Below are 15,807 nucleotides of genomic sequence, written 5' to 3' on the forward strand. Positions count from 1 at the left end.
TCCTGGTTTTATGGCGACCTGACGGAAGAGCTCGCGGCGGGACGCCGCTCCTACAGAAGCAATCGCCGCTCCTACAAGGCGACCCGCAACGCCGACCTGCCCCGATAAACACCCGCTTCACCGCATTCGGCTATCCTGCGGCAAACCGCTTCGGGCACCGCCATGAACTTTGTTTCCATGGTTCCGACCGCGCCGCTAACCGGCGTGGTGCAACAGGTCTGGGACTGGGAAGCCCCGTCCCGGGCCGATGCGTTGGAGCGGCTCCTGCCGATGCCCAATGCCGCATTGGTCATCAATCTGTCTGAAGACGAATCGCGCGTTTATGACGAAAACCACCAATGCCACCGCTATCTCGGTGCGGCATTGGATGGTCCACGCAACCTCAGCAGCATCATCGACACGCGCGAACAGGTGGCGGTGATGGGCGTCGTATTCCGTCCGGGCGCGGCCGCCGGTTTTTTTCGAGAACGCATGGATGCGCTGGTCAATCGCTGCGTAAACCTGGAAGACCTTGCCGGTAGCGAAGCCGGCTATCTTCGCGAACGGTTGCTGGAAGCCGGGACCGCATCGCGCCGCTTGCGAACGCTTCTGAACTGGCTGGCGCGACGATGCTCTACCGCGCATGCGATTCCTACCTGCGTCACGCATGCACTGACGGCATTGGAACACAGGCCGGCCATGGCCACGCTGGTGTCCACCGCGCGTGAACTGGGCGTCTCATCGCGCAGTTTGGGCGAACAGTTCCGCCACCACGTCGGCATGACGCCAAAGCGCTACCTGCGCGTCCAGCGCTTTCACCGCGTAGTGGCGCGCGCCTCTGCGATCAGCGAACGCGACTGGGCCGATATCGCGCTGGAGTGCGGCTACTTCGACCAGGCCCATCTGTCGCACGAATTCCGCGAGTTCTGCGCCATGTCGCCCACGGAGTTCGCTCGCCAAGGCTATTGGAACCGCCATATCCCACTGCAATGAACGCAACCGGGACTGACCGTTCCGCATCCGGCAGCCCACCGATCAGAGGAGAACGCCATGACGCTCGCCGCCGATACCACCGCCACCATCATTCCCTGCCTCCGTTATCGCAAAGCGCATGTCGCGATCGATTGGCTCTGCAATGCCTTCGGCTTCGAGCGCCGCGCGGTATACGCCGATGCCGATACCGTCCACCACGCGCAGCTGACCTTCGGCAACGGCATGATCATGCTGAGCTCGGCCGGCGACGCAGGCAGCGAATGGACGAACCATATCGTGCAACCCGCCTCCATCGGCATGAAGCAGACACAGGGCCCCTGCGTGATAGTTGCCGACGCCGATGCGCACTACGCCCGCGCCAAGGCCGCGGGCGCCGAGATCGTCATCGAGATCGCGGACCAGGATTACGGTGGCCGCGGCTACGGCTGTCGCGATCTGGAAGGCCATCTTTGGTGGTTCGGTAGCTACGACCCCTGGAAAGACGAAACCGCTGGGTCTTGAGTCGCGGCGTCCCCGTGCGTGAGGTCCGCGAGTGGAAGCCGGCGGATGAGCGGCCCATCCACAGGGCAAAAAACCGCGTTTTGTTCACCATCGTGAGGGTGCGAGCAACCTTGTGTTGCCCGCAAATGTGACTTACATTCGGCCCGACATCATGGCGCCGCTGCAGCGACATTGTTCCTGCCAGCGACACGGCACGTTCAAGAAGGACCGCAAGGGGAATACGGTTCAACGATCCGCCCGACACGTCTTGGCCTGACCGCCCCCAGGGAAAGGCTGCACACATCCGGCACGCTGCCAAGTCGCAGCGCTGAGAATGCGAAACAAGCGATCGAGCTTTCGCTGAGCCTCCAGTTGGAACCTCCACAGCTGCCGTGATGTCGCGGCGATTGTGGGATCGGAACAGGATGCACTGATCACCGGGGCTGAAGCGTATGGGGAAACATCAAGGAGAAGCCGCATCCGGCGCCACGGCGGGCCCGAAGCGATATGCGCTGCTCGTATTGCTGGTCGGATTGGGGATCGCCGTGTTGGCGGGTCTTCAACTGGATCGCAGCAACGGCGAGGAACGCCAGGCTCGTTTCCAGGCACTGAGCCACCGCGTCGCCGGCGAACTGAAGACGCGCATCAGCATCTACGAAACCGGATTGCGTGGAGCACGCGGCGCGGTTATCGCCGCGGGTGGCGAATCCGTCACCCGCGAACGTTTCCGCGAATACAGCCAGTCGCGCGACTACAAACGCGAATTTCCCGGTGTACGCGGCTATGGCTATATCCACCACGTCCTGCGCGCGGAGGAAAACGCATTCCTGGAAATGGCTCGCCTGGACGGCACGCCGGCGTTCGCCATTCAACACATTGCGCCACACGACAACGACCGCTTTGTCATTCGCTACATCGAACCTGAAAGCAGCAATCGCGAGGCGATCGGTCTGGACATCGCCTCGGAAGCCAATCGCCGCTCCGCAGCGATCCAGGCGGCGCGCAGCGGTATGCCAACCCTGACCGAACCCATCACGCTGGTGCAGAACGCATCCAAGCCCCTCCATGGCTTTCTGCTGTTGCTGCCCATTTATCGCGCCGGTGCCGCGACCGACACGCCTGAGCAACGCTGGCAATCCACCTTCGGATGGTCGTTCGCACCCATCAGCATCGACGAAGTGCTCCACGATTTCGACTTGGCGGAAAGTGACTACTCCCTGGCGTTATGGGATAGGGACACCCCACCGCCCAAGGCGCCGTTCTATTTCACCCGTGACTACCAGCAACCCCCGGCGTCCGGCCTGACTGACCGGCAGCCGATCACCGCGTATGGCCAACAGTGGCAGTTGGGAATCAAAGCCCGGCCTTCGTTCGTCGCCGGCCTCAATCAGACATCGCCTGGCGCGGTCGGCGGCGCCATCGCGGCGATAGCGTTGCTGGTCTCGGCCCTGGTGTATTTTTTCCTGTTGAACCGGCAGCGCCGCTACCAAGTGTCGCTCGACCAGGCCCGCATGGCGGCGCTGGTGGAAAGCTCAAGCGATGCGATTCTCGCGGAGGACACCCATGGCGTGATAACTCATTGGAATCGCGCCGCCGAGCGCATGTTCGGTTATTCGCCGTCGGATGCGATCGGCCAGCCGCTACGTGAACTGATCGCACCACCAGCGGAGCAGGCGGACCACCACGATCTGCTCGGGGAAATCCTGTCGGGGCAGACGGTGGCAAGTTTCACCAGCCAACGCCGGCACCGCAGCGGACATCTTATCGACGTGCTGGTCAGCGCATCCCCGATTCCTGGCAGAAACCGAAGCATCGTCGGCGTGTCGCATATCCTGCACGACATCACCGACCGGCTGCGCGCGGAGGAACGCTTCCGGCTGGTCGTGGAGGCGTCTCCCAGCGCGATGCTGATGATCGATCAGGACGGCGTGATGGCGCTGGCCAACCGCAAAGCAGAGGAACTGTTCGGCTGGCCGCGCCGCGAACTGGTCGGCTGCCACATCTCCAAGCTGCTGCCGCCTTCGGTGCACGGCCATCACGGCGACTATATACGTCGCTATTTCCAACAGCCGGAAACACGCCCCATGGGCGCCGGTCGCGATCTGTTCGGACTTCGTCACGATGGCACGCTGGTGCCTGTGGAAATCGGGCTTAATCCCATCGAGACCTCCGATGGCAGATACGCGCTGGCTTCCATCATCGACATCTCCGAGCGCAAGCGCGCCGAAGCGCACGTGATGGAGTTGAATGCGACGCTGGAACAGCAGGTGGCGGAGCGTACTGCGCAGATCCAGACCTACTCGCTGTTGCAACGCGCCATCCTGGCCCATGCCGGCTACGCGATCATCGCTACCGACAACCACGGCACCATCACCCTGTTCAATCCGGCTGCCGAAGCCATGCTGGGCTATCGCGCGGACGAGGTAATCGGCCACCGAACGGTCGCCGCGATTCACGACCCTGGCGAACTGACCGCGCGCACCCACCCATTTCCGGAAGTCGTTGATGCCCGTTCTGAAAAAGGCGACACCGATGAATGGATCTTCGTCCGCAAAGATGGCTCGCGGCTGCCGGTGCTGCTGACCCTCAGCACGCTGCGCGGCGAAGACGGCGAAGTCATCGGTCATCTGCGCGTTGCCGTCGATCTGACCGAACGCAAATCCAGGGAGCAGCAGTTGCACCAGGCGATGAGCGCGGCGGAAAGCGCCAATCGCTACAAAAGCGATTTCCTGGCGAACATGAGCCACGAGATCCGCACGCCCATGAATGCCATCCTGGGCATGGTTTACCTGCTGGAGAAAAGCGAACTTCCACCGGCCGCCCAGGACATGGCGCGCAAGATCAACAGCTCGGCGCGCTCCCTGCTGGCCATCATCAACGACGTGCTGGATTTCTCCAAGATAGAAGCTGGCCGGATCGAGCTGGAGAACGAACCGTTCGACCTGGGCGAAGTACTGGAGAACATGGCCACGCTGATGTCGTCCGCGGTGGGCACCAAACCGGTGGAGATGGTGGTGTCGCCACCGCCACCCGGTGCGCGCTGCCTGAAGGGCGATGCGTTGCGTCTTGGGCAGGTGCTGATCAACCTGGTGGGCAACGCCATCAAGTTCACCGAACGTGGCGAAGTGATGCTGGCCGTGCGCCGCCTGAAAACCAGCGAAGTGGGAAAAGTCAGCCTGGAGTTCTCGGTGCGCGATACCGGTATCGGCATTCCCAAGGAGAAGCAGGACCTCATCTTCTCGGCCTTCAACCAGGTGGATACTTCCACCACCCGCAATTTCGGCGGCAGTGGACTGGGCCTGACCATCAGCCGACGGCTGGTGAACCTGATGGGAGGCGAACTGCGGGTAGACAGCGAGCCGGGACGCGGCAGCGAATTCTCGTTCGTCATTTCGGTGGAGCCGGACGAATCCTTCGGACCGGACAACGACCGCGAACTACCGCACCAGGTGCTGGTGGCCGACGACCACGATCTGGCGCGCGACAATCTGGTCGCGATCATCCAGAGCTTTGGCTGGAGCGTGCAGGCGGTCGACTCGGGCGAAGCGGCGATCGCCGCAGCCGCACACGACACCAATGAGCACAGCGATGCCGCCGATCGCTACGACATCATCCTGCTGGATTGGCAGATGCCCCAGGTGGACGGATTGGCCGCCGCCGAAGCCATCCGCAAGCAGGCCGGCACGCAACGCCAGCCCATCATCATCATGGTGACCGCGCACGAAAGGAAACTGCTGGAGCAGAATCTGAAAGGAGACGTCATCGATGCGGTGCTCACCAAGCCCGCCACCGCGTCCTCGCTGTTCAACGTCATCATGGATTCGCTGGCCAAGCGCGGCCGCCACGCCGCCCCGCGCAAGCGCGGTCCCCGGCACGCGCAGCGATTGAGCGGCATGCACCTGCTGGTAGTCGACGACAGCGACATCAACCGGGAGGTCGCGCAGCGGATACTGGAAAGCGAAGGCGCGCTGGTGGAACTGGCCAGCGACGGCCGCGATGCGCTCGACTGCATCGCCAGCGGTCCAGGGCGCTTCCAGGTGATCCTGATGGACGTGCAGATGCCCGAGATGGATGGCTACGAGGCGACCCGGCGCATCCGGCAGATTCCTGCCATGGCGCATCTGCCAGTCGTCGCATTGACCGCTGGCGCCTTCAAGCGCCAACAGGAGGCGGCATTGGCTGCCGGCATGAATGCGTTCGTCGCCAAGCCTTTCGAGGTGGACGAATTGGTGGACGTGATCGTTCGCCTGAGCCCGCCCCGCCCCCATCATGCGTCGCCGTTGGAGCTGACGATCGAGAACGCGGACGACGTACCCGCGGTGGCCGACGAAGAAGGGCCGGACCCACAGTTGCTGGACGTGCAGCGCGGCTTGGCCTATTGGCGAGAAGAAGCCCCGTACCGGAAATACCTGGCTCAATTCGGCAGGAATTACCCGCATGCGGCGCAGGAGATCGGTGACCATCTCCACCGCGGCGAGCGGGATGCCGCCGCGTCCTATGTGCACAAGATGCGCGGTGCCGCCGGATCACTGGCGCTACCCACCGTGGCGTCCATCACCGCGGAACTGGAGACGGCGCTGCACGGCAGTGGCGATGTATCCGACTTGCTGGAGGCACTGCAGCTGGCGTTGCGCGAGACGTTGGCGGACATCGCCAGCTATGCCGGGGCGGCTACGGTCCCTGACGCGGCTTCGCCCGCTGAAGACAAACCTTTCGCCGCGGAGAACGCGCCTCAGCTTCGCCAATACCTGCGGACATTGCTGCAGTCACTGGATAGCGACGATCCAACGCAGATCGAGCCGCGGTTGACGCCGTTGAACGGATTGGTTCCTCCTGAGCGATTGCGCCGACTGCAGAAATGCATCGATGAATTCGACTTCCGCTCGGCCGAAACCGTGGTGAAGGACTGGTTGGCCGCGTTGCCGGGCGAAGCCATCGTCGATCCAGAAGCCGCCACATAGCCAGACAGCAATCCAGCGCGCCAAGGAGCTCCTATGCCCAATCGCCCTATCCTCTGTGTCGACGACGAGCCCAATAATCTCGCGCTGATCCGCCAGGTGTTGCAGGAGGAATACAGGCTGGTCTTCGCGCGCAACGGCGTCGAGGCGCTGCAGGCCGCCGCCAAGCACGTGCCTTCGCTGATTCTGCTGGACGTCGACATGCCGGATATCGATGGCTACACGGTGGCCAACACGCTGAAAGGCGATCTCAAGACCGAGCACATTCCCATCATCTTCGTGACGTCCCTGGACAAGGAAGTGGACGAGCGCGAGGGCTTCGCGTCAGGCGGCGTGGATTACATCGCCAAGCCGGTATCGCCCTACATCCTGCGCGCTCGGGTACGCACGCACCTATCGCTGGTGCGCGCCTCGGCGTTGAACAGAAGCTATCGCGACGCTATCCAGATGCTGGGCATGGCTGGCCACTACAACGACACCGACACCGGCACGCATATCTGGCGCATGGCCGCCTACGCGCGCGCGCTGGCCGTCGCCGTGGGCTGGGACCAGGAACGTGCCGCCCTGCTCGAACAAGCCGCGCCGATGCACGACACTGGCAAGATCGGCATCCCCGACGCCATTCTCAAGAAGCCCGCCAAACTGGACGAAGACGAGTGGAAGATCATGAAGACCCACCCGCGTATCGGCTATGAAATCCTGAGCAAAAGCGAAGCGCCACTGTTCCAGCTGGCCGCTGAAGTGTCGCTCTATCATCACGAGCGTTGGGACGGAGGAGGCTACCCGAATGGATTGGCACGCGAAGACATCCCCGAGTCGGCACGTATCGTCGCCGTCGCCGACGTGTTCGACGCACTGACCACGCGGCGCCCTTACAAGGAGGCCTGGCCGTTGGACCGTGCCATGGAAGCCTTGGAGTCCGCCGCCGGCAGCCACCTGGATGCACGCCTGGTTTCGGCATTCCGGGAGATCCTGCCCAACATTCTTGCCATCAAGGAATATTGGGATGATCAGGCACGGGACCAGATGGCTTGAATCAGATTGCCCGTCCTTGGAAGTCTGATCGGTGTCCAATCTCAGCTATCTATCACCCGTGAAATCACCGAAGTCGTCATGCGGATTGCGGCGGCGATTTGACACAAACGTAGGTAGGCAAGCGCTTGCTTCACCCAAGAAGAACAACACGGGAATTGGACAGCGAATCCACGATATCGCCGGTATGATCTAAGCCCCTTTCCTCTCGTCCGATTCCGCGCCAACGATGAGCGATCTGTTCTCCACCCAAAAAAACATCCCCGCTCACGGCATCCGCGTGGGTATCGGCGGTTGGAACTTCGCGCCCTGGCGCGACAACTTCTACCCCGCCGGCTTGGTGCAGCGGCGTGAATTGGAGTACGCGAGCCGCCACGTCACCGCGATTGAGATCAACAGCACCTACTACGGTACGCAAAAGCCAGCCACCTATGCGAAATGGCGCGATGAAGCGCCGGAGGATTTCGTGTTCTCCGCCAAGGCGCCCAAGCGCATCATGCAGGCGCGCTCATTGGCCGGCGCGCAGGCGCAGATCGAGGACTTCATTGGTGGTATCAGCGAACTGGGCGACAAGCTTGGTCCATTGGTTTGGCAATTCGAAAAGGGCCGCAAGGTCGACCGGGACGACTTGGCGGGCTTCCTGCAGTCGCTCCCACGCAAGTCAGGCCGCCACCGTTTGCGCCACGCCCTGGAGCTCCGCGATCACGCCGTCATCGACAACGAACTACTGGCGCTGGCGCGGCGCCACGACGTGGCAACGGTATTCACCGATTCGGACGAACATCCTTCCTTCGCCGACCTCACCAGCGATTTCGTATATGCCCGGCTGATGCGTTCCCGTCCTATCAGTACCGGCTATCCCAATCCCGACCTGGACCAATGGGCGAAACGCGCCACGGAATGGGCAGCCGGCGGCGACCCGCAAGACCTGCCGCACATCGGTCCGGCCGCACCATCGGCGAAGCGCGAAGTCTTCATCTATTTCATCAGTAGCGCGAAAGAACGCAACCCAGCCGCCGCGATGGCGCTACTGAAGCGACTGGAGGATGCGTGAAGCACACGCGCGACAGAGCGCGCGTGACCGATGAATGTTTCAGTACGCCGGTGGACGCCGTGCGATCAGATATACCGACACACTCATGCCGACCAAGCAGGTAAACGCAACGTAGTGCGCCGGAGCCAGGCCGCCCAACGCCTTCGACAGATAGCCGATCAGTGGCGGCGTCAATCCGCCAAAAACGGCATAAGCCACGTTGTAGGAAAACGATAATCCCGAGAAGCGGATCACCGGCGGAAACGCCGCTACCATCAGCGCCGGCACTACACCCACGACGCCGCAGAAGAATCCCGCCAACGCGTACAGGGCAACGAAGTGCTGTCCGCCGCCAGAGGCAAGATACAGATACAGAGCATAGGTACAGCCGGCCAAGGCCAACGAGCCAGTCAGTAGCGAGCGCGCCACGCCGAAGCGGTCCACGGCCCAACCCGCGGCCAAACAGCCGAATATCAGCGACAAGGTCGCCATGCTGTTGCCGCGAAAGACCAGTGCTGGCGGCACCTGGAACAGCGTCTGCGCCAACGTCGGCGTCATCAAGATCACCACCACGATCGCGGCAGTCAGCTGCCAGGACACCAGCATGGAAATAGCCACTGCGCCACGGTGATGAGCCAGCACCTGCTTCACAGGCAGACTTTGCGCCAGTTGCCGCCGCTCGCGCATTTCTGCAAACACGGGCGTTTCATGCAACCAGCGACGCAGCCAGACGGCGATGAAACCGAACACCCCACCCAACAGGAACGGCACTCGCCACACCCACTGCAACACCTCTGGTTGGGTAAATCGGGTATTGATCCACGCCGCCAGCAACGAACCGATCAGAATCCCGGCGGTCAATCCCGCCGTGAGCGTGGCGCAGGCAAAGCCGATACGGCCGCGCGGCACGTGTTCGGCCACGAAGACCCAGGCACCCGGCACTTCGCCACCCACGGCGATACCTTGCAGGACGCGCAGCACCAGCAGTAGCACCGGCGCCAGCACTCCAATCTGCGCGTACGTCGGCAACAAGCCGATCAGCAACGTCGGTACCGACATCAGCAACACGCTGAGGGTGAACATGCGTTTGCGCCCGACCAGATCGCCGAAATGCGCCATCACGATTCCACCCAGCGGACGCGCCAGATAGCCAGCGGCGAAGATGCCGTAGACCTGCAGTTGCGACAACCACGGCGCAGTGCCTGCGGGAAAGAACAGCTGGCTCAGTGCCTGGGTAAAAAAGACGAAGACGACGAAGTCGTAGAACTCCAGCGCCCCGCCCAGCGCGGACAACGCCAGCGTCTTGGCGTCGCCGCGATTGAAGGGCCTGTTGGCCCCATTCTCAATAACGCTCGTCATTGGTCTCCGCCGACATCAAAAACCGCGCGAACATCGCATGTCCGTTCCATATCGTCCAGCCCGTCCACGTGGGAGCGGCCACCAGGCCTTTGTAGGAGTGCCGTCCCGGCGCGAGCTTTGACCAGCTTCGCCGTTGAAGCGCTTTTCGCTTCTATTGCGACCTGAAGGAAGAGCCCGCGGCGAGACGCCGCTCCTACCGCCGGGACGGCGCAGGCTGCCGACCTACAACGACGCCCTGGGTCGACGCCCAAGCAGCCGATCCACTCCAACCAATAACAAGCCCACCACCACGAATAGCAGCAACATGCCGGCGGAGTTGATCAACACTTTCGACCAGCCCAACTGCGCCACATCGATGAAGGGATACGGATACTCCTGCACCCACGCGCCACGCAGGAAAGCCCAGCACACGTAAAGCGCGGGAAAGATCAGCCAGATTGGCACCTGCCGCCCGGACAAACCGCCGTGCGGTGCGCAACCCAGCCACCACGCCAAATACAACAATGGCACGGCGTAGTGCAGACCGGTGTCGGCCCACCATTGCGCACCTTGCGGGTTCCACAGATGCCTCAGAACGAAAAAGTAGATTCCGCCGGTAACCGCGATATACAGCGCGACGCCACCGCGCACGGTCAGCGAGGACAAGAACCCGGGTCGTGCCAATACCGCGTGCGTCGTCACCAGCACGACGGCGATGTTGCTGAGGATGGTGAAGTAGCTGAAGTAGCGCAGCGTTCCCAGCCCGACCCCGAGATTCTCTTGCGTCACTCCCAACATCAACACGTACTGCAGGACCAGCGACGCCATCGCCACCAGGGCGACCAGCAGGGCGAATACGCGGCCGGCGACACCGATTCCCGGACTGCCCAGCATGCGCTTGCTCCTTGAAGAGTCGGCCAAGAATGCCATGATTGCCCTCGTAGAGCCGAGCTTGCTCGGCTGCTTTTTCTTGAACCCCTCGAAGAACAGCAGCGGAGCAAGCTCCGCTCTACGGCGAAGAGCGGCTATTCGCTTCCGCCTGCCGTTGCGACGGCCTCATCACCACTGACACGGCGTCATCGCGGGGCGCGCTCCGCTCTACAAACGCCCGCTTGCTGGGGAGCGCTTCCGCTTTGCCGGCTTCCGCGCCGCCCCACGCAAAGCAGCCGCCCACGCCAGCCGCGCCCAGGGCAGCATGTCCTGCGCTGATTCGAACGCCTCGGCCGGCGGAGACCAGTAACTTGTCGTTACCGGTTTACCTTTGCCCGTATAAACAAAAGGCTCGCCACCGGCGGCCTGGAACTGCGGCCGCGTCTGCTCATCCGTCTTGAGGAACAACGCCTCGCCAACGATCAGGCCGATGATGATGTCCTGGTGGTACAGCCCCTGGCCGCCGAACATCCTTCGCAGATCGACCGGCCCCAGACCCGCGAACAGATCCGACAGAAAAACCGTGTATTCGTCATCCATTGCGAACTCCACCCGAACGGCTCTCACTGATGGCGAGCAGCATAAGCCGGCATCGGCGACAATACGAACATGCCGATGACGCCGACCTCCAAAGCCCAGCTGCAAATCCATTTCTGCGTGTTGCTATGGGGGTTCACCGCCATCCTGGGCAAGATGATAAGCATGCCGGCGCTGCCATTGGTGTGGTGGCGCATGCTGCTGGTGGTCGTTGCGCTGGCGCTGCTGCCACGGGTGTGGCGCGGCTTGCGAGCCATGCCACTGCGGCTGGTGCTGGCCTATTCCGGTATCGGCGCCTTGGTAGCGCTGCACTGGCTGACGTTCTACGGCGCCATCAAGTTGGCCAATGCTTCGGTAGCCGCCACCTGCATCGCGCTGGCACCGGTGTTCACCGCGGTGGTGGAACCCTGGTTGACCAAGCGGCCTTTTTCACCGCGCGAACTGGCGTTCGGCCTGGCGGTGCTGCCGGGTGTGGCATTGGTGGTGGGCGGCGTTCCCGACAGCATGCGCGTCGGCGTCGCGGTAGGCGCCGTGTCGGCCTTGTTCGTGGCATTGTTCGGGTCTTTGAACAAGCGTCTCGTGGACCATGGCGATCCGCTCACCGTAACCGGTGTGGAACTAGGTGCGGGCACGCTGTTGCTGACCGTGCTGGCTCCGTTGATGCCAGTGATTTTTCCGTCTTTCGCCGGCGACGTGTTTGTCCTTCCAGGGCTGCAAGATGGTGCACTGCTGCTGGTGCTGTCGCTGCTTTGCACACTGCTGCCATTCGCTCTGTCGCTGGTAGCGTTACGCCATCTCAGTGCTTACTCGGTGCAATTGGTAACCAATCTGGAACCGGTCTACGCCATTCTGCTGGCCATGGTGCTGCTGGGTGAGCAGCACGAACTGACACCACTGTTTTATCTGGGCGTGGCAATCATTCTCCTCGCGGTATTCATCCATCCATTGCTAGGCAGAAAAAAACCACGGGAAAACGTGCAGCACCCCGAAGTACTGGGCACGTCGGAAGCCAAGGGAATGGTCGATTGAGCTGGAGTTGGAGCTGGAAGTCCGACGTCAGGAAATGCTCCGCTTCGCCTCCCCTTTTTTAAAGGGGGATGACCCGCCATTCGGCCGTTGTAAGGCGTTTGAGGGGATTTGCTTTGGCTTCCAAAACAAGCCCTAGCGCACCACCGTCACCGGTATCTCGCTGCTGGAAATAACCTTCTGCGTCACCGAACCTACGATCAGGCTTTTCAGGGCACCGCGTCCGTGCGTTCCCATCACGATCAGATCGGCCCGACTGGATTTGGCCTGCTTGAGAATTGTCGCCGCGGGCTCGCCCACCAACGGACGTTCGGCGAAAGCCAAACCGGCTCGCTTCAGCACGGCCCTGGCCTTCTTCAGCGCCACCGCACCATTGTCCGCGTGGTATGCGGCCAAGCCTTCTTCGCCCAGTTCCAAGGCAACGGCCTTCGCCAATGGTGGGTCGACATATAACAAAGTGATGGTCGGCTCAGCTTTCAACCATTTGCTCAGGGCCACCACATGGTGAGCCGCCTTCAGCCCGGTTTCGCTACCGTCTACCGCCAACAGGATTTTCATCGTCGTACTCCGCGGATGGCAGCGGCAATGAGCCGCCTTTCGGCCTGAAGAATACGCCTGCTGCAACGAGCGGGCTATTGACGAAGATCAAACACGCGCCACTTGGCGAGCCGGTGGGATTCCGCTTCACTCCTCGCCCGGTTCACCACTCTTGCTGTTGCGGCAGCAGGCCCTGCAGTTCCTGATCGGTGAGATTGCGCCATTGACCTGGCTTCAATGCGCCCAGTTTGATGTTGTCGATACGCACGCGGCGCAATTGGGTCACACGGAAATCGAAGGCAGCCGCCATCAATCGGATCTGCCGGTTCAGCCCCTGGGTCAGCACGATGCGAAAACCGAACTTGGCGATCTTGCCGGTCCGGCAAGGCAAGGTGTTCTTGCCGTGGATGGGCACGCCGCGCGCCATGCCGCGCAGGAACTCGTCGGTGACCGGGCGATTGACCGCAACCAGGTATTCCTTCTCGTGCCGGTTCTCGGCGCGCAGGATCTCGTTGACGATATTGCCGTTGCTGGTCAACAGGATCAGGCCTTCTGAATCCTTGTCCAGGCGTCCGATCGGAAAGATGCGCTCCTGATGACCGATGAAGTCGATGATGTTGCCGCTCACCGCCGTCTCGGTGGTGCAGGTGATACCCACCGGCTTGTTGAGGACGATATAGACATGCTTGCGACCGCCTGCGCGCTTGTTGCGCACGCGCAGGGGCTGGCCGTCGACCTTCACCTCGTCGCCCTCTCCCACCACGGCACCCATGCCGGCCGGCAGGTTATTGACGGTGACGCGCCGTTCGGCGATCAGACGGTCGGCCTCGCGGCGCGAACAGAAGCCGGTTTCGGCGATGTGCTTGTTGAGGCGAGTGGTCATCCCGCCATTATCGGCGATTGCCGCCGGGCATGCAGGTATATCGTGCAGCTGACGGGAATGCTGCGGCCCTCGGCGGCTTATCCGGCGGTCTTTTTCGCCTTGCGCGCTTCGCGCTTGAGCGGGCCGCCCACGGGGCATATCTCGAACGCGAACTGGCTCAGCGTATTGACCAGATTGTCCGGCACCAGCTTGTAAACCACGAACTGGCCGCGGCGCTCGCCGACGATCAGTCCCGCGTTCTCAAGGACGGCCAGGTGACGCGATATCGCCGGTGCGCTCATTTCGAAACGCGCGGCAATATCGCCCGCCGGCAACTCCTGCTCGGACAGGTAGGCCAATATCTGGCGCCGTGGCGAAGAAGCCAGGGCTTCGAAAATCTTGTCTGTACTCATTTCATCTGCGGATCAGGAAACCCGCTTATCGTCTCGAAATTACGGGTGGAATGCGGAAAGGCTCCGACACGTTGGGAATATAACCAGGTGAACCAGAACGCCAGCGCGCTAACCACGCCCAATAAACCGAATGTTGCCACACCTTCCAGATAGCTGAACCAGCCGAACATCGTCGGCAGTCCATCGGCAATGAAATCAACCTGCCTGCCATGCCACATACCTGAACTCGAATACGGATATGGCTGGCTCAGCGGATACGGCCAGGTGATCACCCCCATCGGCAGGGCGCCGGCAAGCAGCCCCGCCGCCACGATCATGCGAGTTTGCAACCAACCCCGCCAGCGCAAGGCAAAGAATGCCGGCAATCCCAGTAGCAGCACATGGGCCAGAGACACCAGGACGAGCATCATGATGAGCAGCAGCGCTCCCTTCGGGTGAAAAGTCCCGATCAGCACATAGACATATAGCGACACCAGTAGCGGAGCGGCCAGAGTGGCGGCCAGTACCGCCGAAAGGAGCGGCATCATCTGATTTCCTCCAGGCCGAGGCGCGCTTTCGGCCGTCTGCATGGAAAGTCGAGGCATGCGATTCAACGCTGCCCGGCGGGAATGGGCGGAATGCCGCGCGGTTCCGATGCCTGCTGCGTACTCCGGTTATCGGACGCCCAACTGGCCACCGTGCGTCCGTAGCGAGAGATCATCAGCATGTTGAAGAAGTGCATGCCGCCCAGCACCAGCACCGACAAGCCGATTTTGCTGCCAACGTACGGAATCATCGACGTCACCGCTTTCTGTGCGTCCCAGCCATCCAGCCGCATGGCGATGAAGCCGATATTGATCAGGTAGAACCCAACCACCAGCAGATGATTGGTCGACTTGGCCAGCACCTCATCCTGTCCGAAGCATTTCACCAGGAAGACTTCTCCGTTCTTCGACAGCGTGCGTGCCACCCAGATCGTCATGCCGATCGAGATGCCCAGGTACAGCAGATAACTGATGTGCAGCGTCATGGTCCTTCTCCTGTGTTGAATTAGTCTATTGCATATTTAACTATATTGTTAATATATTAAACGCGGATGTCAAGCCCTACCCCGCCGCTATCGCTGATCCCATGCATTGGAGATTCGATGAATGCCCTGCCGGAAAGCCTGAAAGACCACCGCGTCCGCACGGATCCCCAACGCAGCGTCACCTACGGAGACGTCGCATGGGAGCCCGTGAGATCGCTCTGGTTCATTGCCATGACGCTGGGTGCCGTGGTGGGCGGTGCACTGAACTCCAGCTGGAGCGGCATAGCGCTATTCTTGGTCTCCACCGCGGCGGTGCTGCTGTTCGGACACTCGCTGGGGATGCCGTCTCGGCGGACGCCGCTCCTACAGGGGCGACAACCGGTTTTTCTGTAGGAGCGCCGTCTCGGCGCGAGCTCTTATGCTTTTATCGCGATCTGACGGGAAGAGCTCGCGGCGGGGACGCCGCTCCTACAGAGGCTACAACCGGTTTTTCTGTAGGAGCGCCGTCTCGGCGCGAGCTCTTCTTGCTTTTATCGCGATCTGACGGGAAGAGCTCGCGGCGGGGACGCCGCTCCTACAGGGGCTACAACCGGTTTTTCTGTAGGAGCGCCGTCTCGGCGCGAGCTCTTCTTGCTTTTATCGCGATCTCACGGAAAGAGCTCGCGGCGGGGACGCCGCTC

General features: G+C 61.9%; 15 protein-coding genes. 7 read left to right on the forward strand and 8 right to left on the reverse strand.

Features of this window, described 5'->3' with window-relative positions:
* The first annotated feature begins 162 nt into the window (after positions 1-162).
* The 5 genes from AADW18_RS08850 (at position 163) to AADW18_RS08870 (ending at position 8,496) form a co-directional block, all read left to right on the forward strand.
* A complete protein-coding gene (locus AADW18_RS08850) occupies positions 163-972 on the forward strand; it encodes a helix-turn-helix domain-containing protein (protein ID WP_337343005.1) in 810 nt (269 codons plus the stop codon).
* 57 nt (positions 973-1,029) lie between these two features.
* Positions 1,030-1,473 carry a VOC family protein gene (locus tag AADW18_RS08855; protein ID WP_337343006.1) on the forward strand — a complete coding sequence of 148 codons (444 nt, stop codon included), beginning with the start codon at positions 1,030-1,032 and terminating at the stop codon, positions 1,471-1,473.
* Between the two features lie 431 nt (positions 1,474-1,904).
* The gene (locus AADW18_RS08860; RefSeq protein ID WP_337343007.1) at positions 1,905-6,413 is read left to right on the forward strand and encodes a PAS domain S-box protein; all 4,509 of its coding nucleotides are present in this window, start codon (positions 1,905-1,907) and stop codon (positions 6,411-6,413) included.
* A gap of 33 nt (positions 6,414-6,446) precedes the next feature.
* Positions 6,447-7,445 carry an HD domain-containing phosphohydrolase gene (locus AADW18_RS08865; RefSeq protein WP_337343008.1) on the forward strand — a complete coding sequence of 333 codons (999 nt, stop codon included), beginning with the start codon at positions 6,447-6,449 and terminating at the stop codon, positions 7,443-7,445.
* A 226-nt stretch (positions 7,446-7,671) separates the two neighbouring features.
* Entirely contained in the window at positions 7,672-8,496 is an 825-nt protein-coding gene (locus AADW18_RS08870; protein ID WP_337343009.1) for a DUF72 domain-containing protein, read from the forward strand.
* A 39-nt stretch (positions 8,497-8,535) separates the two neighbouring features.
* On the opposite strand, the gene AADW18_RS08875 is transcribed toward AADW18_RS08870, so the two are convergent.
* The 3 genes from AADW18_RS08875 to AADW18_RS08885 all read right to left on the reverse strand — a co-directional run bounded on the left by AADW18_RS08875 (position 8,536) and on the right by AADW18_RS08885 (position 11,283).
* Positions 8,536-9,834: an MFS transporter gene (locus AADW18_RS08875; protein ID WP_337343010.1), complete on the reverse strand. Its 1,299-nt coding sequence runs from the start codon at positions 9,832-9,834 to the stop codon at positions 8,536-8,538.
* Positions 9,835-10,056: 222 nt separating this feature from the next.
* Complete coding sequence (locus tag AADW18_RS08880) at positions 10,057-10,707, reverse strand: Pr6Pr family membrane protein (protein ID WP_337343011.1); 651 nt, start codon at positions 10,705-10,707, stop codon at positions 10,057-10,059.
* 204 nt (positions 10,708-10,911) lie between these two features.
* Complete coding sequence (locus AADW18_RS08885) at positions 10,912-11,283, reverse strand: TfoX/Sxy family protein (protein ID WP_337343012.1); 372 nt, start codon at positions 11,281-11,283, stop codon at positions 10,912-10,914.
* A gap of 69 nt (positions 11,284-11,352) precedes the next feature.
* Between AADW18_RS08885 and AADW18_RS08890 the strand changes: the two genes are divergently transcribed.
* Entirely contained in the window at positions 11,353-12,309 is a 957-nt protein-coding gene (locus AADW18_RS08890) for a DMT family transporter (RefSeq protein WP_337343013.1), read from the forward strand.
* Positions 12,310-12,441: 132 nt separating this feature from the next.
* Here AADW18_RS08890 and AADW18_RS08895 read toward each other — a convergent pair whose 3' ends face one another.
* The 5 genes from AADW18_RS08895 to AADW18_RS08915 form a co-directional block, all read right to left on the reverse strand.
* Positions 12,442-12,864 carry a universal stress protein gene (locus AADW18_RS08895; protein ID WP_337343014.1) on the reverse strand — a complete coding sequence of 141 codons (423 nt, stop codon included), beginning with the start codon at positions 12,862-12,864 and terminating at the stop codon, positions 12,442-12,444.
* 142 nt (positions 12,865-13,006) lie between these two features.
* Positions 13,007-13,726, reverse strand: coding sequence for a pseudouridine synthase (locus AADW18_RS08900; protein ID WP_337343015.1), 720 nt, complete (start codon positions 13,724-13,726; stop codon positions 13,007-13,009).
* A gap of 77 nt (positions 13,727-13,803) precedes the next feature.
* Positions 13,804-14,118, reverse strand: a complete 315-nt coding sequence (locus AADW18_RS08905) for a metalloregulator ArsR/SmtB family transcription factor (protein ID WP_337343016.1) — start codon at positions 14,116-14,118, stop codon at positions 13,804-13,806.
* Positions 14,115-14,645: a hypothetical protein gene (locus AADW18_RS08910; protein WP_337343017.1), complete on the reverse strand. Its 531-nt coding sequence runs from the start codon at positions 14,643-14,645 to the stop codon at positions 14,115-14,117. The genes AADW18_RS08905 and AADW18_RS08910 overlap by 4 nt, the downstream gene beginning before the upstream one ends.
* Before the next feature lie 62 nt (positions 14,646-14,707).
* Positions 14,708-15,127 carry a hypothetical protein gene (locus AADW18_RS08915; RefSeq protein WP_337343018.1) on the reverse strand — a complete coding sequence of 140 codons (420 nt, stop codon included), beginning with the start codon at positions 15,125-15,127 and terminating at the stop codon, positions 14,708-14,710.
* Positions 15,128-15,244: 117 nt separating this feature from the next.
* On the opposite strand from AADW18_RS08915, the gene AADW18_RS08920 reads away from it, so the two are divergent.
* Complete coding sequence (locus AADW18_RS08920; RefSeq protein WP_337343019.1) at positions 15,245-15,520, forward strand: hypothetical protein; 276 nt, start codon at positions 15,245-15,247, stop codon at positions 15,518-15,520.
* Positions 15,521-15,807 lie beyond the last annotated feature (287 nt).

The organism is Pseudoxanthomonas sp. CCNWLY206-1 (genome assembly GCF_039710385.1).
In the GTDB taxonomy this organism is placed as follows: domain Bacteria; phylum Pseudomonadota; class Gammaproteobacteria; order Xanthomonadales; family Xanthomonadaceae; genus Pseudoxanthomonas_A.